Raw genomic sequence first — 20141 nt, forward strand, 5'->3', positions numbered from 1 at the left:
TTTTCGGCAACGGACCTTTCCATGCTCCAGCCAGCCAGCTCCATCGCAGTGCTTCGCAATCAGTTCACCTGGCAGATCCCGTCAGTCTACAACATCGCCGCCAGCGTTTCCGACCGTTGGGCGCAGGAACGGCCGCAGTCTCTCGCGATCCGCCATGTGGAAGAAGACGGCAGCCATCAGGACTGGAGCCATCTGGAGCTCTCGCGTGCCTCCAGCAGGCTGGCCAATGCGCTGACGGGCCTCGGCCTGAAGCAAGGCGACCGGGTTGCCATCCTGCTCCCCCAGGGTCCGGCAACGGCTATTACCCATCTTGCCGCCTACAAGACTGGCGCAGTCGCCGTCCCCCTCGCTGCCCTGTTCGGCCCGGAGGCCCTGACCTACCGGCTGACCGATTCGGGTGCGAAATATCTCGTCACCGATGCCGCAGGCCTTGAAAAAGTCGATGCGCTGCGGGACAAAATCCCCTCGCTTGAAACGATCATCAGCGTTTCCGGTTCCAGCGATCTTGCCCTCGGTTTTGACGCCTTGCTGGGGAAGGCTTCGGACCGTTTCGAGACGCTTGCGACCAGCCCGGACGATCCGGCTCTGATGATCTACACCTCGGGCACCACGGGACAGCCCAAGGGCGTGCTCCACGGGCACCGCGTTCTTCCGGGCCATCTGCCGGGCATCCAGATGTCCCAGGACTTCATGCCTCAGCCCGGTGATCTGCTTTGGACGCCGTCCGACTGGGCCTGGGCGGGCGGTCTTCTGAACGCCCTGTTCCCGGCCCTGCATTTCGGCGTGCCGGTGATTTCCTTCGCCCCGCGCAAGTTCGATCCGGAGCGGGCCTTCAGGCTGATGGCCGATGAGGGCGTGCGCAATGCCTTCATTCCTCCAACCGCGCTGAAGATGCTACGGGCGGTGGACAATCCCTCCTCGCGCTTTGACCTGAAGCTGCGCAGCGTCGGGTCCGCAGGCGAAATGCTCGGACGGGAAACCTATGACTGGTTCGAGGCCGAGTTCGGCTTCCCGGTCAATGAATTCTACGGTCAGACCGAATGCAATGCCGTGCTCGGCTCCTGCCACAGCGCAGGGGTCAGCCGGTCCGGCTCCGCCGGCATGGCCGTTCCGGGCCATGACGTGGCCATCATCGACGCGGAAGGCAATGAGCTTGCGCCCGGTTCTCTCGGTCAGATCGCCATCCGCCGCCCGGATCCTGTGATGTTCCTGCACTATTGGAACAAGCCGGACGCGACGGTCGAGAAATTCATCGGCGACTGGCTGATCACCGGCGACCAGGGCACGCAGGACGAGGACGGCTATATCCATTTCGTCGGCCGGGACGATGATGTCATCACCTCGGCAAGCTATCGCATCGGTCCCGGCGAGATCGAGGACTGCCTGCTGACCCATCCGGCCGTGGCGCTCTCGGCGGCCATCGGCAAACCGGACAAGCTGCGCACGGAAATCGTCAAGGCCTATGTGGTGCTGAAGCCCGGCCAGACGGCAACCGCCGAGCTGGAAGCCTCCATCCGGGTCCATGTCCGCGAGCGTCTGTCAGCCCATGAATATCCGCGCGAAATCGAGTTCGTTCCGGATCTCCCCCTGACGACGACCGGCAAGGTGATCCGCCGGATCCTGCGGGACAAGGCTGCGGCAGAAGCCGCAGACGGCAGCGCTGTCACGCCAGCTAACGCCTGAGCAGCTTCCGGGCCACCCGGCGCAGGCCCTGCTCGGCGGCAAGGTCCAGCCTGCCAAGCCCGCACATCAGGGTGCCTGCGGGACCAACCGCGCAAAGCAGCGTGCCATAGCTCATCCGTCCGCGCCAAAGCGGCTCGATCATCTTGTGGCCGGGCACAGCCAGGGAGTCACCGCCCGTGATCGACGGGTCTGCCAGACTGCGTTCCAGGGCAAACAGCGTTGCCTGCGCTCCGGGCGAATAGCGGGCATAGGCCTCGTCATAGGCGATCTTCCAGGAAAACGCCCGCCCGCCTTCTATGAGCAGGACCAGCATCGCGATCGGCTCCCCGGCCAGGAACACCCCATCGATCCGGACACCGCCGCGTTCAGCCCGCGAGGCAATCATTGTACGGGCAAAGCGAGCCGTTTCCGGATGGCTCAGCAGTGCGGAGCCCCGCGCGCCTTTCCATCCAGAGGCTTCAAGCTGAAGAAACTGCTCGAACACAGGAAGAGCCTCCGCTCCCGAAAGGCTGCGGAATTCAAGACGTCCCTTGTCCTCAAGCCGCCGGATCAGGCGGGCGAATTCCTTCCGGCGCCGGACCGTATAGGCACCGGCGAATTGCGCCGCGCCAAGCTCGCCCCCGTCATGGGACGCGCGAACCGCTTCATGGGCGATCCGGACACCCGGTACACCTTCCATGATACGCCCGGCTGACAGGCTGTTCAAAGGCAGATAGGGAAACGCGACCAGAGGCAAACCGGTCAGGCGGGCAACGTGACCGGTAAAAAGACCGCAGGTTTCAGCTGGCGCCTCCGGGGCAATCAGGGGCACGCCAAGCGGGCCGTATTCCGTGGCCCAGAGCGAGGCAGCCTTGAGCACAAAGCCCAGTTCGCGGCGGCCAACGGGGGCCGCCATCAGCCAGCGGCCGGTCTGGCTGTCACGGATCACCGCAAGCCGAACGCCCTTGCGGCCCGTGTCCTCCAGAAACGGCATCAGGAAGTCCGGCCCGAAGAAGGGATTGGGGTCCAGAGACCTGTCCGCAAGCTCCCGCCAGTGACCGAGATCACCGCCTGGAAGGCACGGATCGCAGACCCAGGTTTCGAGGACCGCAAGAGGATCCTCAAGGTGGTTCCGTGTGCCCTGCGCCTGTTCCCCGGTCACCGGTTCCCGCTCCCGGTTGCGGGCGCGGACGTGAAAATGAAGATCGACAGGCCCAGTTTGCGCCGGGCAGCAAGGGCGAGGCTTCCTGCTTCGACGACCACAGCCAGCGCGGTGGCAAGGGCGGCCCCGGGAAGTCCGAAAAGCGGAATGAAGACACAGTTCAGCGCCACATTGCTCATGAAGGCCGCTGCATAGATGGCGGCACAGCTCTTTTGATGTCCCGTCATGGTCAAAAGAGCATCCGCAGGGCCAACAGATGCCCGGATGAGAACACCGATCGTCAGGATTGCGAGAACCGGGTAGCCGTCCGCAAAATCCTTGCCGAACAGCGACAGCAGCAGAGGGGCAGCCAGGAGCAGAAGACCTCCTGCTGCCACGGACGGCCAGAATGTCCAGCGGGTCGTCCGGCGCACATAGTCTTTCAACCCGGCCATGTCCTGCGCATGAATGAAGCTCGAAAACCGGTGGGCTGACGCCGCCCGCACCGCAAAATAGACGAAATGCACCAGCGCCAGTGTCTTGGAAGCCGCGAAATACACAGCCACATCATCAGGCGCATGCCAGAAGCTGACCATGATCACATCCGCGCTGGTCACCAGCTGCATGAAGCCTTCGACCAGAAGCATCGGCAAGGAAACCGACAGCCAAACCGGAAGGTCACCCTGACGCGGCACCTTCGGCACCGACCGGGACAAACGGGTATTCAGGCGCCACATCTGCCAGATCGCGACCAGCACGGTCGCGACGACGGCGCCTGCGGCTGCCGTTGCCGCCGAAGCAGGCTCTCCGGTCAGGATTAGCGCCACGATCAGCGCCAGCATCAAGAGTGGCCGCCAGATATAGGTCGGCAGCATGGCGAGTGACGGCCAGTCATAGCTGCGGGCAATGCCATCCTGGACGCCGCCCAGCGCAAAGACCGGCAAGGCCAGAAGCACAAGCGAGGCAGGCAGGATGTAATAGCTCTGGATATAGCCATCCAGAAGCTGGATCAGCCCAATGCCGAGAAGGGCGATCGCTGTGCCGGTTGCCAGTGCAATCAGCCGGCTGGACGTCAGAAACCCGCGCAGACGGCCAAAATCCTCCGCCTTGCGATACTCCGGAATGAACCGGTTGGGCGATGAGGAAAAGCCGGCACAGGCCGCGATCCCCAGAACGATGACCCAGGTCCAGGCCAGGGAATAGATCCCGTATTCATGGGCGCCCATCAGCCGGGCGAGGATGATCTGGGACAGATAGGCAAGCGCTGCCCCGCCAACACGGATGGCGAAGGTGGCAAGAGCCATCCGGCTGGCACCGCCCGCCGAACCACGCTTCAGCCCTGCCAGTTCGAAGAGCTGCTGCAAGGCCTGCCTGCTTTGCAGACGCTGTGTCCATGATGCCGCTGAGAGGCGCAATCCAAGATCCCCGAAATCCAAACACCGGCATTTATGACATGAGGGACTTAAGAAGTTGTGGCCAATGCGTGAAAACACGCAAGCGTGTCCGCCGGGCTGGAAACGCCGTCAAACCCCTTAGCACTGAGGAAGGTTCACCGGCACCCGCATCACCACCTGCAGGCAAATGATGGGCTCCAGAGCGATTTTTCCTTCCCTTTTTGGCCAATCTTGCTAGAAGCGCCGCACCTGCCTTCGGGCAGAAACCGGTCGCAGCCTACCCGGTTCTAGCGAAAACAAGGGTCAAAAACTTGAAAACACTCGTCATCTGCTCGGGCGGACTGGATTCCGTCACGCTTGCGCATAAGGTCGCGCAGGAAAACGAGCTCATCGGTCTGGTCTCCTTCGACTATGGCCAGCGGCACAAGAAGGAACTGGCTTATGCCAAGGCCTGTGCCGACGCACTCAACACCGAACACACGCTGATCGACATTTCCAATGTCGGCCGCCTGCTGTCCGGATCCGCGCTCACCGGAAATGTGGATGTGCCCGACGGCCATTATGCCGAAGAGAGCATGCGCATCACCGTGGTGCCGAACCGCAACGCGATCATGCTGGCCATTGCCTTTGGCGTTGCCTCCTCCAAGGGGGCCGAGGCTGTCGCCGCGGCAGTCCATGGCGGCGATCACTTCATCTATCCGGACTGCCGCCCGGGCTTTGTCGACGCCTTCGACACCATGCAACGCCACGCCTTGGAAGGCATGGGAGAGATCCGGCTCTACACGCCCTTCGTTCACAAGACCAAGGGTGACATTGCCGCCGAAGCCGTGCGCCTTGGCGTCGATGTGACCGGTACATGGTCCTGCTACAAGGGCGGCGAGCACCATTGCGGCCGCTGCGGCACCTGCGTGGAACGGCGCGAAGCCTTCCATCTGGCCGGAGCTGAAGACCCGACGGTCTATAAGGACCCGGAATTCTGGAAGACCGCCTGCCATGTTTAGGATCTTCAAGGAGTTTCACTTCTCCGCCTCGCACCAGCTTCATGGTCTGGCGGAGGATCACCCCTGCGCGCGCCTTCACGGCCACAATTATGTGGTCGAGGTGGAGCTACAGTCCGAAACGCTGGACAGCACCGGTTTTGTCCGGGACTACCGCGAGCTTGCCCCCTTCAAGGCCTATGTGGACGATCAGCTTGACCACCGGCATCTGAATGACGTGCTCGGTGACGACTGCGTCACCGCCGAGCGCATGGCCCGGCATTTCTACACCTGGTGCAAGGCGCGCTGGCCGGAGGTGTCTGCCGTCCGCGTCAAGGAAACACCGAAGACCTGCGCGGAGTACCGGCCATGACAGCGCTCGTCCTGCCCGCAATGCATCCGGTGACCCTTGATGCCTGCACAATCCGCATCAGCGAGATCTTCGGTCCGACGATCCAGGGAGAAGGCGCCCTGATCGGCAAGCCGACGGTCTTCGTGCGCACCGGCGGCTGCGACTACCGCTGCATCTGGTGCGACACCCTGCATGCGGTCGACAGTGCCTACCGGCACGACTGGACGCCGATGACCCCCGAGGCCATCATGATGCAGGTGGAAATCCTGTCCGGCGGCCAGCCGATCACGATTTCCCTGTCCGGCGGCAATCCGGCCATCCAGCCCCTTGGCGGCCTGATCGCCCTCGGACGGCAGATGGGCTACCGCTTTGCCCTGGAAACCCAGGGCAGCATCGCCAAGGACTGGTTCGCGGATCTCGATATCCTGACCCTGAGCCCCAAGCCACCCTCCAGCGGCATGGAAACGGATCTTGAGGCCCTGGACGCCTGCATTGCCGCTGCCGGCATCAACGCCCGGAGCGTGCTGAAATTCGTGGTCTTCAACGATGAAGACTATGCCTACGCCCGCTTCATCGCGGATCGTTACAGCGATCTGGAAGTCTATCTCCAGCCGGGCAATCACACCCCGCCGCCGCCAAGCGAGAACGATGCCCTGATCGATATGGACGGCATCATGACCCGCATGCGGTGGCTGATCGACAAGGTGGGCGCGGACCGCTGGTTTTCCGCGACCGTCCTGCCGCAACTTCACACCCTGATCTGGGGCAACCTGCGCGGAGTCTGACATGTCTGACAAGAGCATCTACGAAAACCTGACCCAGCTCGGCACCAGCACGGCCCTGCCGCAGACGCCGGAAGAAGCCGTCCTGGAAAAGGTGCCGAACCCTCAGGCAGGCACCGGCTATATGGTCCGCTTCGTCGCGCCGGAATTCACCTCCCTTTGCCCGATCACCGGCGCGCCGGATTTCGCCCATCTGGTGATCGACTATGTGCCGGACAGCTTTCTGGTCGAAAGCAAATCGCTGAAGCTGTTCCTCGGCTCCTTCCGCAACCATGGCGCCTTCCATGAGGACTGCACGGTCTCCATCGGCAAGCGCCTGGTCGATCTCCTGAACCCGCAGTGGCTCCGGATTGGCGGTTACTGGTATCCGCGCGGCGGCATTCCGATCGACGTCTTCTACCAGACCGGCCCAGCCCCCGAAGGCGTCTGGATCCCCGACCAGGGCGTCCCCCCCTACCGCGGCCGGGGATAATTACAAGAATATGCGGCCGGGACATGCGCCCGGCCATTGTCTCAAGTGCGTAAACGCGCGCGATCACGCCTCATTGGCGGCAGCGCCAGAAGAAGCCCGGAAGGGGCGCGAAGAGGGCACGTAGGCCATCGCCTTCTCCTTCAGATCGGTGAATTTGTCCGAGAGGCTTTCAAGACGCTCGTCCCATGCCGGGTCCAGAGCCTGACCGTCCGTGACCTTGAAGAAGGCCTGCAGCATGCAGGCAATCGCCAGAGGCTCAAGCACCGCAGCCTTGACCGCCCAGGCAAAGAGCAGCGCAAAGACAACGCCGCCTGCGCTCCAGCCGCCCGGAATGAGATAGGCCACCGCTGCGGCAGGCGCGAGCATCACCAGAAACACCAGGAAGGCGAAACCGTAGACGAAGAGGGCGACAAAAGCCGCGTTCTTCATCATCCGCCTGTGGTTCTGGCCATAGAGCACCAGCGCTTCACGCGCCGCGCCCCAGGGATTGTCAGACCTTGTGCGGATGGCATGGGCGAGGATCACCTCATCGACAAACCCGACGGCCACATTGAGAAAGGCGCGCAGGATCTTCGCGATATTGTCCAGTCCCGGAATGGGGATCAGGTCGAGCACGAATTCCATCAGGCCCGTGATCGCGTGAATGACGCCCTTGATAAGCTGATCAATGCCGAACAGGACGCCAGCCTCCACGAACCGCTCTTTCACAGCGGACGCGCCGTAAGTGATCTGGCCTTTTCCTTCCGGCAGCGGCCGGCCGTCGATCATCTCGACCATGACCGCGATGTGGCCTGCCTTGACGTTGTAGAGAATGTATTCCCGCAGGAAATAAAGCACGCCAGCCGTCAGCCCGAAGCCAATCGCGCCGCCCCAGAAGGCATAGCCGAGCTGATCGTCCGGGCCGGAAAATCCGCCGATGCCGTAGCCGATCCCAGCGCCCGTGCCGGTCACCAGCACATAGGCAACGGCGATCGCGAAATACGTCGCCGCCCTGAAGACAACATAGGGCGCGGTGCGCACCATGAGCCCGATGGCTTTCGAAAAGTCAAAATCATACATACCGGTCTCCAAGCAAATCCGCGGACGCGCCGCCATGACCGGTTGCAGATTGGCAAGCTTCACGCGGGAGAACTGTGCCGCACATCACGCCGGTGCATTTCCCGTCGGTCTCCGCTTGAGAGCCAGCCTCACCCCTCTTCCCGGAGGATTGTGCGAAGCCCCGATTCCCTTGCGTCTGCATCTCCTGCTATTGTCCGGCCAACCGATTTTCCGGAGAGAGTTCGATGCGCCGATTCCTGATTGCGTTTGCCGGTTCCCTTGCCCTGATGAGCGCCCCGGGCTGGGCTGCCAAATGCAGCAATTCCTCTGCCGGCTTTGACGCCTGGAAGCAGAGCTTCATTGCCGAGGCCCCTTCACACGGGCTAAAGCCCCAGGTGGTTGAGGCCGCGCTGCGGAACGTCAGCTACAGCCCGAAGGTGATCAAGCTGGACCGGGGCCAGCATTCCTTCAAGCTCAGCTTCGAGCAGTTTTATAAAAAACGCGTCAACGGCGCCATGATCCGCCGCGGCCAGCAGATGGGCCAGATCCATGCCCGCATCCTCGGCAAGATCGAGAAGCAATACGGCGTTCCGGCGCCAATCCTGCTGGCCATCTGGGGACTGGAGACCAATTACGGCGGCTATTCGGGCAACATGCCGGTGATCCAGTCGCTGGCCACCCTCTCCCATGACTGCCGCCGCTCGGCATTCTTCACCAACGAGCTGGTCGCCGCCCTGACCATCGTCCAGCGGCGGGACATGAAGCCGGAGGAGCTGCGCGGCGCCTGGGCAGGCGAAATCGGCCAGACCCAGTTCCTGTCCTCGTCCTATGTCAAATATGCCGTCGATTATGACCGGGACGGCCGCCGGGACCTGATCCGCTCCGTTCCCGACGTTCTGGCCTCAACCGCCAATTATCTGGCCCAGAAAGGCTGGCGCGCCGGTCAGGGCTGGGGGCCGGGCACCGCGAATTACGAGGTGCTGAAACAGTGGAACAAGGCCAGCGTCTATGTTCAGACCATCTCGGTGATGGCAGAGAAGATCGGCGGCAAATAAGAGGCGGAAAACGCCTCAAACTGCTGACAAAGCTGCCACTTCTTCACCGTCATCCTCGGCCTTGAGCCGAGGACCTGCACAAGTCAATGGCTTGCAGATGGTCGGGTCAAGCCCGACCATGACGAACAAGAAGGAGGCTCCCTTTGTCATCAACCTCAGGCGGAAAACGCCTCCTTTTCCACGACACGTCTCAGGCAGCGTCCTCAATCTGAATGACGAGGCGCTTGCCAAGGGCCTTCAAGGTTTCCTCAAGGGCGGGAAGCTTGGTCTTGTGGTTCGGGTCCAGACGGCGCCGGACCTCTTTTTGATCAATGTCCAGCCTGCGGGCAAGTTCGCTCTGGTTCATCGCGCCGTCAGCTGCGCAGGCCGCGCGGAAGGCTTCGATCAAGGCGATCTTGGCCGCAAAGCGTGCCCGCACCGAAACCGGAACCAGCTGCGCGCCTCGGGCAACGCTTACTGGCAGCTCTGCCCCATCCTCCAGACGTCCGAGCAGGGCAACCGCGAGAGCGTCTGCCGCCATGTCCAGCGCTTCCGCGCGGGTCTCCCCGCCTGTGACAGCCTCGGGCACGTCGGGAAAGGTCACGACGAACCCGCCATCGGGATCCGGGATCAATTCTGCATGAAAGGTGGTGCTCATGGTCCTTCCCATCGCCAGCTCAATCGAGACCGAGCTGTTTGCGGATGATTTTGGCCATCAACGGCGTGATCTTTTCAGGCACGGTTGTCGTCCTGCTGCCAACGGTCACTCTGTAATGGCTGCCTTTGCCCTTCCTGGTGTCCACGAGAACATCGCGCCCAAGAAGAGCAGCCTCCTTGCGGAGGTCGCGAAAAAACTGCATTCGAGTTGGCATTCATGATCCTAGACCGGTAGAACCGCGTTCTACCCTCAAGACGTCCGCCTCATGGATACCACTTGCAGCAGCAACCTCTTCAAGATGAAGGGTAGGGCAAAAATGCCCTATCCGCAATAGAAACCAAAGCACTCCTGGGGCCGCAAAGCCCTTTAGCCCAGCACCACCACCTTGGCGCCAAGTTCGACACGGCCGTAAAGGTCGATGATGTCCTGCTGCCACATGCGGATGCAGCCGCTGGAGGCGTTTGTGCCGATGCTTTCGGGGTGGTTGGTGCCGTGAATGCGGTAGAGCGTGTCCTTGCCGTTCTGCCACAGATAGAGGCCACGGGCGCCGATCGGGTTGGTCGGGCCGCCGTCCTGGCCATCCTTGTATTTGGCCAGCTTCGTGTCGCGTTCGATCATTTCCTTCGGCGGAAACCACTTCGGCCATTCGCGCTTGAAGCCGATGACCGCCTCGCCGTTCCAGGCAAAGCCGGCCCGCCCGACACCGATGCCATAGCGGATGGCGCGGCCACCCGGACGGATCAGATAGAGAAACTTGTTCTGCGGGTCGACGACAATGGTGCCCACCGGCTGGCTGGTCGGATAAAACACCGGCTGGCGCAGGAACTTCGGATCGAATTTCTGGTACTGGATCGCCGGAACCTTGAAGCCGCTGTCTTCGGTGGCGGCATAAGCGGTCGCATAATCGGGCGTGCCGTCGGACAGAACAGAGAGCCCGGCCTGGATCGGCGAGGCCATCTTGGTCTGGCAGGCCGCCAGAAGCAGGGGAAGGCCGGCGGCAAAACTGCGGCGGCTGAGTTTCAGAACCATTTTCGCGTAAACCTTGCTTCGGCCCGTCTTGAAGCCGTATCGGACTGTTCCATCAAAGGCGCAAAGCCCCCGCAACCCCACCATATTTATGGTAAATGCAAGGTTAACTTCTGCCTTAGCGGAACGTGGTCAGCTCATATACTTGGGCAAGCGGGAGGTCCATTCCCGCATCACCTGCTCTGCCGGTTCCCGTGACGATTTTGCCGGGGCTGCGTCTATTGCGCCGCAGTGTGGCCAAGCCTTCAGAGCGGACACGCGGCCCCTGACCCGGTCCGCCAGCACAAAAGGCGCCGCGAGCAAAGACTCCGGCGGTCTGGCCTCTCGTGTCTCCCTGGCGCCTGAAGCCCAACGGGAGTGGCGGGGCGCGGAAGGCATCCGCCTTGCGCGACTTGTTGTAAGTGATCTTCGGCAGAGGTCTTCCGTCCCCGCCCGGGCTGTTTCTCATGACAGCGCCCGGGTCCGCCTGCTGGACAGACGCTTGGGCATAGAAGCCCTCGCACCGCGCCCTCCGCAGCCGCACCACGCCCCCGGCTATGCGATCCACCGGGTTCACTGCCACCGGACCTGCCAAGACGGTTCCGTTACCTCCGTCTCCCAGCCCCGCCCGGCCCGCCCCTCCCCGCTGGTCGGTCCAGCAGGGGCCCGTTAGGCGGACACGGGAAGAAGCATACGGCAGGTTTTAAAGGGGGAGGATAAGGTTTCTTTGAGCGCGAAAAGGGTGTCCGGTCAAAGGGCATGGATTTCGGGGAGAGGGATAAGTTTTGACGCTGAGGGGTTTGGTGGGATGCAGGGAAAAATTGACCTTTTGCAGCAGCGTGCTTTGTGACCATCCGTTCAGGCAGACGTTGCTGGTTTATTCGTCGCGTTCGGCAGGCTCCGGTCTCCCCTCTTGCGGGGAGATGCCTCCGAATGGGGGCAGAGGGGGGCAGCCCCTGAGATGAATGACAGGCCCTCAATGCGTCTTCCCGAACGCAGCGAAGCGGAGATCCGGGACCGGTGAGCCAAGGTATTCCGACAGCCAACTGTTTGAAACCGATAATTTTTTGGCTCTCCGGCGCCGGCTCGCGCTTTGCTTGGCCGGGAGGACGATCGAGAGGCCAATCGCTTTGTCAGCGGTCTGAGTGGGAGCATCAGCCCCTCGGAGTATTGCCGCTCTTCTTGAATATGCGGAAGCCTTACCCCCCTGTCAGCTGAAGCTGACATCTCCCCCGCAAGGAAGGAGACAGGCGTATGCCGCACGTCCCAGCCTTCGAAACACCCTCTCCGTCATTGCAGCATTCGATGCTGCAATCCAAACCGTTCCGTCTCCTCAAACCGAAGTGGTTCCTTGAGGACAGGTCACGGCATGATGCCATGGTCAAGCCATGGCAGGACGGAGGAGAGATAATTTCACTCACACGAGAGCAGCTGAGTCTACTAGACGATCAGCAAAGGCATAAACCTCTCGATGGTCACTCTGGCAAGCGAGACACAACCCAGGACCGATGAACAGAAATCAGAATCCCCTCATTAAATCAAACGCCCCCGAAGATGCAAAGGTTAACAAACACATTACGTCTGACGCAATCCATCTTGAATTACGTCAAACACACTTGACGTACCGTACTGATTCAGTATTTATGGTACGCATGAGCAATGCGGCTATTAATATTCTGAAAGATGAGAAGGCTAGGCTTGTATCTGAGCTTGATGCCCATAAAGAAGCTGTGCGTGATCTAAATAGGAAGGTAAAGGAGATCGATGCAGCGATTTTTCATCTAATCGGCGACGGAGACGTTCCAGTTACGGAATCTGCGCGACAGCCACGTGGCTCAGGCCCACGCCTTGCTAATTTGGTTGCGCAAGCTCTGCCCAGAGATGGCGCCGGAACAACTGCACTTGAAATCTCCAAGCAGCTGACTGATGCCGGACGCGAAACTACAAATACGACAGTAAGTTCAATCCTATCTAGAATGCGTAAGGATGGGACTGCGGTTAAGAAAAATGGATTTTGGTATCTCGCTACCGATGAAAAAGGCCCGGATGAAACATCCGAGCCTTTTTCATCCAGTGGGGATGGTGACGGTTCACAGGGACGGGCTTCCCATCCTTCCCCTGCGGGTTCGACCCCCGTCGTCTCCACCGTACTTCACCGCGAAAGAGAGAAATTCCTCGGACAGTCTTCTCTCTCTTCCGCTCAACCAACCATCAAACTGCCCGGATTGGGCAATACGAAAGGAGGTTAGCTGTGTGGCAAGCAGCCCGGTTATTATCAGCGTTAGAGCGTAAGCTCTAACTCGATTACACAAACTAAGCTTCCCACGTGGGTCTTAACCCACGTGGGATTTTTCCCATAAATTGGCTGCCGAATCAAGTGGAATCACATTAAGCATTTGATTCCGTGTCAGCATTTTAGAAACATCTTATCTAAGAATCGGTTAGCTTAGTTTAATGGCAAGCAAGAGCTCGCTGGTTTTGCCCCTGTCGATTAACCAGCATTTGACGCACCAGGTCAAAACTGCAGTTAAACAATGCCAATCAAAAGATGAAACATCACGCTTCACATCGTTGAGCGTCTCAGCCAGAAGCCAATTGACACTGTTACGGCTCCGAACGCTTAGTCCCTGATGGATATGCATTGAGGTTGCTATCCTCTCCCGCGATACGCGAAGCCAATGGCTGCGGCTCTACCCTGCTAGTTCGTAACTAACACTTGGATTGGGTAAATCCGCAGGATAGACGTTGTCCGGACGTCCATAAAATCGCTTGTTGGTACAGATTGGCGTGACACAACACAGAAGCAGGCAATTGCATTGCGAGCTTTCATATCGTGAAATACGCCTTCAATATTGCACTTACGGATAACGTGACGCACCCACTGACGCACCCTCCCATAACACCCCCTTGGAAAATCGGCGCTATCTGGAAAAACGTAGAGAAAAACAATGAACTGTAAGCTCTGCGGACATGAGACGTCTTCTCTGCCGTCAATATGGTAGGCCCACGTGCATTCCTCGAACGAAAAATCAAAGAAGATAGGTTAACCTGGGATCTCCGCTTCGCTACGTTCTGGAAGGCGAGATGATGGGACTTGTCAGCAGTCTGCGCCCCCCGAAGCGCCCGTAAGATTAATCCAAAAGCAGGCTTCTTCTCATTCGTCATGGCCGGGCCTGTCCCGGCCATCTGCAAGCCATTGACTTGGATAGATCCTCGGCACAAGGCCGAGGATGACGGTGGAGAGGCCGCCCCCCACCTCCGTCATCCCTGCGAAGGCAGGGATCCAGTAAGCTGTTGAAGTAACTGTCTTTTCTAACAAGAAGCCCCACGGAATACTGGATCCCGGTCTTGGTGCGGAGCACACAACCGGGATGACACGCCGAAGGGGTCAGGCCTTCGCCAGCGCTCTGAACAGGCCCCGGAGGGCCCGTTCTCATGTTGCAGAAGCGCGGAGTGTTTGGCTCACCCCTTCACAAGGTTGCGCAGCACGTAGTGGAGGATGCCGCCTGCCTTGATGTATTCGAGCTCGTCCAGCGTATCGACCCGGCAGAGGCACTCGATGGTCTTCACCGTGCCGTCCTCGTAGGTCACTTCCACATCCATCATCTGGCGCGGGGTGATGTCCGCGATGCCCTTGATGGTGACGCGTTCCTTGCCGGTGATGTTGTGGGACTGCCAGCTTTCGCCCTCCTTGAAGGTGAGCGGGATGACGCCCATGCCAACCAGGTTGGACCGGTGGATGCGCTCGAAGGACTGGGCGATAACGGCGCGGACGCCAAGGAGCTTGGTGCCCTTGGCCGCCCAGTCACGGGAGGAGCCGGTGCCGTATTCCTTGCCCGCGAAGACCACCAGCGGGATGCCCGCTTCCTGATATTCCATGCAAGCGTCGTAGATCCACTTCTGCTTGCCGTCCTTCATGGTGACGCCGCCTTCGACACCCGGCACCATCTGGTTCTTGATGCGGATGTTGGCGAAGGTGCCGCGCATCATGACATTGTGGTTGCCGCGGCGCGCGCCGTAGGAGTTGAAGTCCTTCACCGCGACCTGATGCTCGGCGAGATATTCACCCGCCGGGCTGTTGGCCTTGATGTTGCCGGCCGGGGAAATGTGGTCGGTGGTGATGGAATCCAGGAACAGGCCCATGACCGCCGCGCCCTCAATATCCTCGAGCGGCTTCGGGTCCATGGTCATGCCTTCGAAGTAAGGCGGGTTGGCCACATAGGTGGAACCGGACGGCCACTTGTAGGTGAGGCCGCCCTCGACCTTGATCGCCTGCCAGTGTTTGTCGCCCTTGAAGACGTCGCCGTAGCGCTCGCGGAACATCTGCTCGGTAATCGACGAGCGGATGAGATCGGTGATCTCTTCGGTCGTCGGCCAGATATCCTTCAGATAGACCGGGTTGCCGTCCTGGTCTTCGCCCAGCGGGTCGGAGGTCAGGTTGACACTGAGATTGCCCGCGATGGCATAGGCAACGACCAGCGGCGGAGAGGCCAGATAGTTGGCGCGCACATCCGGGTTCACACGGCCTTCGAAGTTGCGGTTGCCCGACAGAACCGAGCAGGCAATCAGGTCATTGTCGTTGATGGCCTTGGAAATGGCCGGGTCCAGCGGGCCGGAATTGCCGATACACGTGGTGCAGCCATAGCCGGCAAGGGTGAAGCCCAGCGCATCCAGATCGTCCTGAACACCGGCCTTGTTCAGATAGTCGGTCACCACCTGGGAGCCGGGGGCAAGCGACGTCTTCACCCAGGGCTTGACCTTGAGGCCCTTCTTCAGGGCGTTGCGGGCAACGAGACCTGCTCCGATCAGCACGCTCGGGTTCGAGGTGTTGGTGCAGGAGGTGATGGCGGCGATGACCACATCGCCATTGCCGATGTCGAAGGACTTGCCCTCGACGGCAACGCGCTTGGACAGTTCGCCGGCCTTCTTGAACTCGTCTTCCATGGTCCTGGCAAAACCGCTGGCCGCATCGGTAAGATTGATGCGGTCCTGCGGGCGCTTGGGTCCGGAGACCGCCGGGACGACGGTGGAAATGTCGAGCTCAAGCGTGTCGGTGAAGACCGGCTCTTCGCTACCTGAGCGGAACATGCCCTGCGCCTTGGCATAGGCCTCGACCAGGGCAATGCGGTCGGCCTCACGGCCGGTGGACTTCAGATAGCCGAGCGTGTCGGAATCGATCGGGAAGAAGCCGCAGGTTGCGCCATATTCCGGCGCCATGTTGGCGATGGTGGCCGCGTCTTCGATGCTGAGATTGTCGAGACCCGGACCATAGAATTCAACGAACTTGCCGACCACGCCCTTCTTGCGCAGCATCTCGACGACGCGCAGCACAAGGTCGGTGGCGGTGATGCCTTCGTTCAGCTTGCCGGTCAGCTTGAAGCCGACGACTTCCGGGATCAGCATGGAGATCGGCTGGCCGAGCATGGCCGCTTCCGCCTCGATGCCGCCAACGCCCCAGCCAAGGACCGCAAGGCCATTGACCATGGTGGTGTGGCTGTCCGTGCCGACCAGCGTGTCCGGATAGGCGATGGTTTCGCCGTCTTCTTCCTTGGTCCAGACGGTCTGGGCGAGATATTCCAGGTTCACCTGGTGGCAAATGCCGGTGCCCGGCGGCACCGCGCGAAAATTGTCGAAGGCCGACTGGCCCCAGCGCAGGAACTCGTAACGCTCGCCGTTGCGCTCATATTCCAGCTCGACGTTCTGGCGGAACGCATCCTTGGTGCCGAAATAGTCGATCATGACCGAGTGGTCGATGACCAGATCGACAGGCACCAGGGGATTGACCTTCTCCGGATCTCCGCCGAGCTTCACCGCAGCATCGCGCATGGCGGCAAGATCGACGACAGCCGGAACGCCAGTGAAGTCCTGCATGAGGACACGGGCTGGCCGGTAGGAGATCTCGTGATCGGAGGTGCGGGTGGAGAGCCAATTGGCCACGGCGCGGATGTCATCCGCCTTGACCGTGCTGCCATCCTCGAAGCGCAGCAGGTTTTCCAGAACCACCTTCAGCGACACGGGCAGCTTGGAAATGCCTTTAAGGCCATTCTTCTCCGCATCGGGAAGCGAGAAATAGGTGTAGGTCTTGCCACCAACAGAAAGCGACTTCTTGCACTTGAAGCTATCGAGGGACTGGGTCACGGCGGGCGATCTCCTTGCGGTCCGGTTTGGCCGCCTCTTTCCATCAAGAGAAAAAGGCAGGCCCTGGGGTCTCAAAATCTCTGGTCACGGCGGGAGGGCCGCCGTCTTTGGCCTCTAGCGGGCCTTGTATCTTGCAGATCGTAGCGGGAGGGCGGTGTTTCAACCCGTCTCCCGGATTGCATCTAACGCTTGGACATTCCTATACAAAAGTTCACGTTCCTCCTCCAGCCGGAGCCGCGTTTCCTTGTCCCGGTGGTAGCGGCAAGGGACCGGCAGGCGGCGCGGCGGATAGAGACAAACCTCTCTCTGTGAGCTAGTCTGGCTGCGCTGGAAGTCAAGAAGCCGTGCGGCTTGCGCCTGAAGCCCCGCCGTAGCGGAAACGAAGGCGGGAAAGCCGTCGCGAAACATATTGCATACCATTGTATACTGAACTATGTAGTGGCCAGCAAGCTTGACCCGGCTAGCCTTCCAATCCCGCTGCCCGGCGCTCAAGCTTCCATCCATTCCAGGACGCCGGGGTTACCATGAGCTTGTATGCAGATTACCTGAAAGAGATCGAAGCGCGCAAAACCGAGGGCCTGCACCCAAAGCCCATCGATGACGGCGCCTTGCTCAGCGAGATCGTCGCCCAGATCAAGGACACCGGCAACGAACACCGGGCCGATTCCCTCAAGTACTTCATCTACAACACCCTGCCCGGCACCACGAGCGCCGCTGGCGTGAAGGCGAAGTTCCTGAAGGAAATCATCCTCGGCGAGGAAACGGTAGCGGAAATCACCCCGGCCTTCGCATTTGAACTCCTGTCCCACATGAAGGGCGGCCCGTCCATCGAGGTCCTGCTTGACCTGGCCCTGGGTGATGACGCGGACACCGCCAAGCAGGCAGCCGAAGTTCTGAAGACCCAGGTCTTCCTCTATGCGGCCGACACAGACCGTTTGCAGGAAGCCTTCAAGGCCGGCAACCCGGTCGCAAAGGACATTCTGGAGAGCTACTCCAAGGCCGAGTTCTTCACCAAGCTGCCGTATATCGAAGAAGAGATCCACGTCGTCACCTACATCGCCGCGGAAGGCGATATCTCGACCGACCTTCTGTCCCCCGGCAATCAGGCGCACTCCCGCTCCGACCGCGAGCTGCATGGCAAGTGCATGATTTCCGAAGCGGCGCAGAAGGAAATCGAGGCCCTGAAGATTCAGCACCCGGGCAAGCGCGTCATGCTGATCGCCGAAAAGGGCACCATGGGCGTCGGCTCTTCCCGTATGTCCGGCGTCAACAACGTGGCGCTGTGGACCGGCAAGCAGGCCAGCCCCTATGTTCCCTTCGTGAACATCGCCCCGGTCGTCGCAGGCACCAACGGCATCTCCCCGATCTTCCTGACCACCGTTGGCGTCACCGGCGGCATCGGCATCGACCTGAAGAACTGGGTCAAGAAGCTGGACGCGGACGGCAACCCTATCCTGAACAATGACGGCAACCCGGTTCTTGAGCAGAAATACTCGGTCGAAACCGGCACCGTGCTCAAGATCAATACCAAGACCAAGAAGCTGTGCAGCGAAGACGGCAGCGAAGAGCTTGCTGATCTGTCCTCGTCCTTCACCCCGCAGAAGGTCGAATTCATGAAGGCTGGCGGCTCCTATGCCGTGGTCTTCGGCAAGAAACTGCAGAGCCTGGCCTGCGACATCCTCGGCGTCGAATACAAGTCTGCCTTCGCACCGTCCAAGGAAGTCTCCCACGAGGGTCAGGGCCTGACCGCAGTTGAGAAGATCTTCAACGCCAACGCTGTCGGCACCACACCGGGCAAGGTTCTTCATGCCGGTTCGGATGTCCGTGTCCGGGTCAACATCGTCGGCTCCCAGGACACCACCGGCCTGATGACGGCCCAGGAACTGGAAGCCATGGCGGCGACGGTCATTTCGCCGACTGTCGACGGCGCCTACCAGTCCGGCTGCCACACCGCGTCTGTCTGGGACCTGAAGGCACAGGCCAACACGCCGAAGCTGATGGCCTTCATGCACAAGTTCGGCCTGATCACGGGCCGCGACCCCAAGGGCGTCTATCACTCCATGACAGACGTGATCCACAAGGTGCTGAATGACCTGACCGTGGACGACTGGGACATCATCATCGGCGGCGACAGCCACACCCGCATGTCCAAGGGCGTTGCCTTCGGCGCTGACTCGGGCACCGTGGCGCTGGCTCTGGCCACCGGCGAAGCCACCATGCCGATCCCGGAATCCGTCAAGGTGACCTTCAAGGGCGCCATGAAGGACTACATGGACTTCCGTGACGTGGTGCACGCCACCCAGGCCCAGATGCTGAAGCAGCATGGCGACAACGTCTTCCAGGGCCGCGTCATCGAAGTGCACATCGGCACCCTGCTGGCCGACCAGGCCTTCACCTTCACCGACTGGACAGCAGAAATGAAGGCCAAGGCCTCCATCTGCATCTCCAACGACGAGACCCTGATCGGCTCGCTCGAGCTGGCCAAGGCCCGCATCCAGGTTATGATCGACAAAGGCATGGACAATGATGCCAAGGTTCTTCAGGGCCTGATTGACAAGGCGGACAAGCGCATTGCCCAGATCCGCTCTGGCGAGAAGCCGGCCCTCACCCCGGATGAAAATGCCAAGTACTTCGCAGAAGTCGTCGTGGATCTGGATCAGATCGACGAGCCGATGATCGCCGACCCGGACGTCAACAACGCGGATGTTTCCAAGCGCTACACCCACGACACGATCCGTCCGGTTTCCTATTACGGCGGCGAGAAGAAGGTCGACCTCGGTTTCGTCGGGTCCTGCATGGTACACAAGGGCGACATCAAGATCGTGGCCCAGATGCTGAAGAACCTGGAGAAGGCAAACGGCAAGGTCGAATTCAAGGCCCCGCTCGTCGTCGCAGCTCCGACCTACAACATCATTGATGAGCTGAAGGCGGAAGGTGACTGGGAAACGCTCGAGAAATATTCGGGCTTCGAGTTCGACGACAAGGCGCCGAAGACCACGGCCCGTACCGAATACGAGAACATTCTGTATCTCGAGCGCCCGGGCTGTAACCTTTGCATGGGCAACCAGGAAAAGGCCGCCAAGGGCGACACAGTGCTTGCCACTTCGACCCGCCTGTTCCAGGGCCGCGTCGTCGCCGACAGCGCGACCAAGAAGGGGGAATCCCTGCTGGCCTCGACCCCGGTCGTGGTTCTCTCCGCAATCCTCGGCCGCACCCCGACCGTCGAGGAGTACAAGGAAGCAGTCGAAGGCATCGATCTGACGAAGTTCGCGCCGCCGCTTGAAAAGTCTGCAACGGCCCGGTCGGTTCACTTCTAAGAACCTGACCCGGCGATAGCTGCCATGAGCGGCCGCTGACCGCCTGCCTGTTCCGCCAAAACGCGGTCAGGCGGACGGTTGGCGGCCGTTTTTTTTTGCCAGGCCGCCTCATCTGGCAAGCGAAGACTGCAAGCCAACTAAATAAGAAGCACGCATAAATTGCATTTATTG

At 60.6% G+C, this 20141-nt stretch carries 15 protein-coding genes; 8 read left to right on the plus strand and 7 right to left on the minus strand.

Features of this window, described 5'->3' with window-relative positions; genetic code table 11:
- Window positions 1-21 precede the first annotated feature (21 nt).
- Window positions 22-1683: an AMP-binding protein gene (locus IG616_RS11025; protein ID WP_192148208.1), complete on the plus strand. Its 1662-nt coding sequence runs from the start codon at window positions 22-24 to the stop codon at window positions 1681-1683.
- On the opposite strand, the gene IG616_RS23350 is transcribed toward IG616_RS11025, so the two are convergent.
- Together IG616_RS23350 and IG616_RS11035 are read right to left on the minus strand one after the other, a co-directional pair.
- A complete protein-coding gene (locus IG616_RS23350; RefSeq protein ID WP_192148209.1) occupies window positions 1673-2824 on the minus strand; it encodes a GNAT family N-acetyltransferase in 1152 nt (383 codons plus the stop codon). The two genes, IG616_RS11025 and IG616_RS23350, sit on opposite strands and share 11 nt — an antisense overlap.
- Window positions 2821-4167: a lipopolysaccharide biosynthesis protein gene (locus tag IG616_RS11035; RefSeq protein ID WP_209007451.1), complete on the minus strand. Its 1347-nt coding sequence runs from the start codon at window positions 4165-4167 to the stop codon at window positions 2821-2823. Before IG616_RS11035 ends, IG616_RS23350 begins: the two co-directional genes overlap by 4 nt.
- Before the next feature lie 341 nt (window positions 4168-4508).
- Between IG616_RS11035 and queC the strand changes: the two genes are divergently transcribed.
- From queC to queF, 4 genes are read left to right on the plus strand one after another with little or no spacing between them, the layout of a single operon-like run.
- The gene (gene queC / locus IG616_RS11040) at window positions 4509-5198 is read left to right on the plus strand and encodes a 7-cyano-7-deazaguanine synthase QueC (protein ID WP_192148210.1); all 690 of its coding nucleotides are present in this window, start codon (window positions 4509-4511) and stop codon (window positions 5196-5198) included.
- Window positions 5191-5547 (plus strand): 6-carboxytetrahydropterin synthase QueD, encoded by a 357-nt coding sequence (queD, locus tag IG616_RS11045; RefSeq protein ID WP_192148211.1) that lies wholly within the window; start codon window positions 5191-5193, stop codon window positions 5545-5547. The genes queC and queD overlap by 8 nt, the downstream gene beginning before the upstream one ends.
- On the plus strand, window positions 5544-6311 hold the full coding sequence (gene queE, locus IG616_RS11050; protein ID WP_192148212.1) for a 7-carboxy-7-deazaguanine synthase QueE: 768 nt from the start codon (window positions 5544-5546) through the stop codon (window positions 6309-6311). Before queD ends, queE begins: the two co-directional genes overlap by 4 nt.
- 1 nt (window position 6312) lies before the next feature.
- A complete protein-coding gene (gene queF, locus IG616_RS11055; RefSeq protein WP_192148213.1) occupies window positions 6313-6780 on the plus strand; it encodes a preQ(1) synthase in 468 nt (155 codons plus the stop codon).
- 63 nt (window positions 6781-6843) lie between these two features.
- Here queF and IG616_RS11060 read toward each other — a convergent pair whose 3' ends face one another.
- Window positions 6844-7839 (minus strand): hypothetical protein, encoded by a 996-nt coding sequence (locus IG616_RS11060; RefSeq protein ID WP_192148214.1) that lies wholly within the window; start codon window positions 7837-7839, stop codon window positions 6844-6846.
- Between the two features lie 224 nt (window positions 7840-8063).
- On the opposite strand from IG616_RS11060, the gene IG616_RS11065 reads away from it, so the two are divergent.
- Window positions 8064-8873, plus strand: a complete 810-nt coding sequence (locus tag IG616_RS11065; protein WP_192148215.1) for a lytic murein transglycosylase — start codon at window positions 8064-8066, stop codon at window positions 8871-8873.
- A 190-nt stretch (window positions 8874-9063) separates the two neighbouring features.
- Here the strand turns inward: IG616_RS11065 and IG616_RS11070 are convergent, their stop codons facing one another.
- The 3 genes from IG616_RS11070 to IG616_RS11080 form a co-directional block, all read right to left on the minus strand.
- Complete coding sequence (locus tag IG616_RS11070; RefSeq protein ID WP_192148216.1) at window positions 9064-9510, minus strand: type II toxin-antitoxin system HicB family antitoxin; 447 nt, start codon at window positions 9508-9510, stop codon at window positions 9064-9066.
- Between the two features lie 19 nt (window positions 9511-9529).
- The gene (locus IG616_RS11075) at window positions 9530-9724 is read right to left on the minus strand and encodes a hypothetical protein (protein ID WP_192148217.1); all 195 of its coding nucleotides are present in this window, start codon (window positions 9722-9724) and stop codon (window positions 9530-9532) included.
- 152 nt (window positions 9725-9876) lie between these two features.
- On the minus strand, window positions 9877-10539 hold the full coding sequence (locus tag IG616_RS11080) for a L,D-transpeptidase (RefSeq protein WP_192148218.1): 663 nt from the start codon (window positions 10537-10539) through the stop codon (window positions 9877-9879).
- Window positions 10540-12023: 1484 nt separating this feature from the next.
- Between IG616_RS11080 and IG616_RS11085 the strand changes: the two genes are divergently transcribed.
- Complete coding sequence (locus tag IG616_RS11085) at window positions 12024-12764, plus strand: hypothetical protein (RefSeq protein ID WP_192148219.1); 741 nt, start codon at window positions 12024-12026, stop codon at window positions 12762-12764.
- A 1213-nt stretch (window positions 12765-13977) separates the two neighbouring features.
- Here the strand turns inward: IG616_RS11085 and acnA are convergent.
- Window positions 13978-16653 (minus strand): aconitate hydratase AcnA, encoded by a 2676-nt coding sequence (acnA, locus tag IG616_RS11090; RefSeq protein WP_192148220.1) that lies wholly within the window; start codon window positions 16651-16653, stop codon window positions 13978-13980.
- Window positions 16654-17177: 524 nt separating this feature from the next.
- Between acnA and IG616_RS11095 the strand changes: the two genes are divergently transcribed.
- A complete protein-coding gene (locus IG616_RS11095) occupies window positions 17178-19970 on the plus strand; it encodes a bifunctional aconitate hydratase 2/2-methylisocitrate dehydratase (protein ID WP_192148221.1) in 2793 nt (930 codons plus the stop codon).
- Window positions 19971-20141 lie beyond the last annotated feature (171 nt).

It is taken from the genome of Roseibium litorale, from assembly GCF_014842915.1.
GTDB lineage: Bacteria > Pseudomonadota > Alphaproteobacteria > Rhizobiales > Stappiaceae > Roseibium > Roseibium litorale.

Bases quoted from the DNA above. Each gene is read 5' to 3' on its own strand.
- IG616_RS11025 (WP_192148208.1), top strand. From the start codon at position 22: ATGCTCCAGCCAGCCAGCTCCATCGCAGTGCTTCGCAATCAGTTCACC.
- queD (WP_192148211.1), top strand. From the start codon at position 5,191: ATGTTTAGGATCTTCAAGGAGTTTCACTTCTCCGCCTCGCACCAGCTT.
- queE (WP_192148212.1), top strand. From the start codon at position 5,544: ATGACAGCGCTCGTCCTGCCCGCAATGCATCCGGTGACCCTTGATGCC.
- queF (WP_192148213.1), top strand. From the start codon at position 6,313: ATGTCTGACAAGAGCATCTACGAAAACCTGACCCAGCTCGGCACCAGC.
- IG616_RS11060 (WP_192148214.1), bottom strand. From the start codon at position 7,839: ATGTATGATTTTGACTTTTCGAAAGCCATCGGGCTCATGGTGCGCACC.
- IG616_RS11065 (WP_192148215.1), top strand. From the start codon at position 8,064: ATGCGCCGATTCCTGATTGCGTTTGCCGGTTCCCTTGCCCTGATGAGC.
- IG616_RS11070 (WP_192148216.1), bottom strand. From the start codon at position 9,510: ATGAGCACCACCTTTCATGCAGAATTGATCCCGGATCCCGATGGCGGG.
- IG616_RS11075 (WP_192148217.1), bottom strand. From the start codon at position 9,724: ATGCCAACTCGAATGCAGTTTTTTCGCGACCTCCGCAAGGAGGCTGCT.
- IG616_RS11080 (WP_192148218.1), bottom strand. From the start codon at position 10,539: ATGGTTCTGAAACTCAGCCGCCGCAGTTTTGCCGCCGGCCTTCCCCTG.
- IG616_RS11085 (WP_192148219.1), top strand. From the start codon at position 12,024: ATGAACAGAAATCAGAATCCCCTCATTAAATCAAACGCCCCCGAAGAT.
- IG616_RS11095 (WP_192148221.1), top strand. From the start codon at position 17,178: ATGAGCTTGTATGCAGATTACCTGAAAGAGATCGAAGCGCGCAAAACC.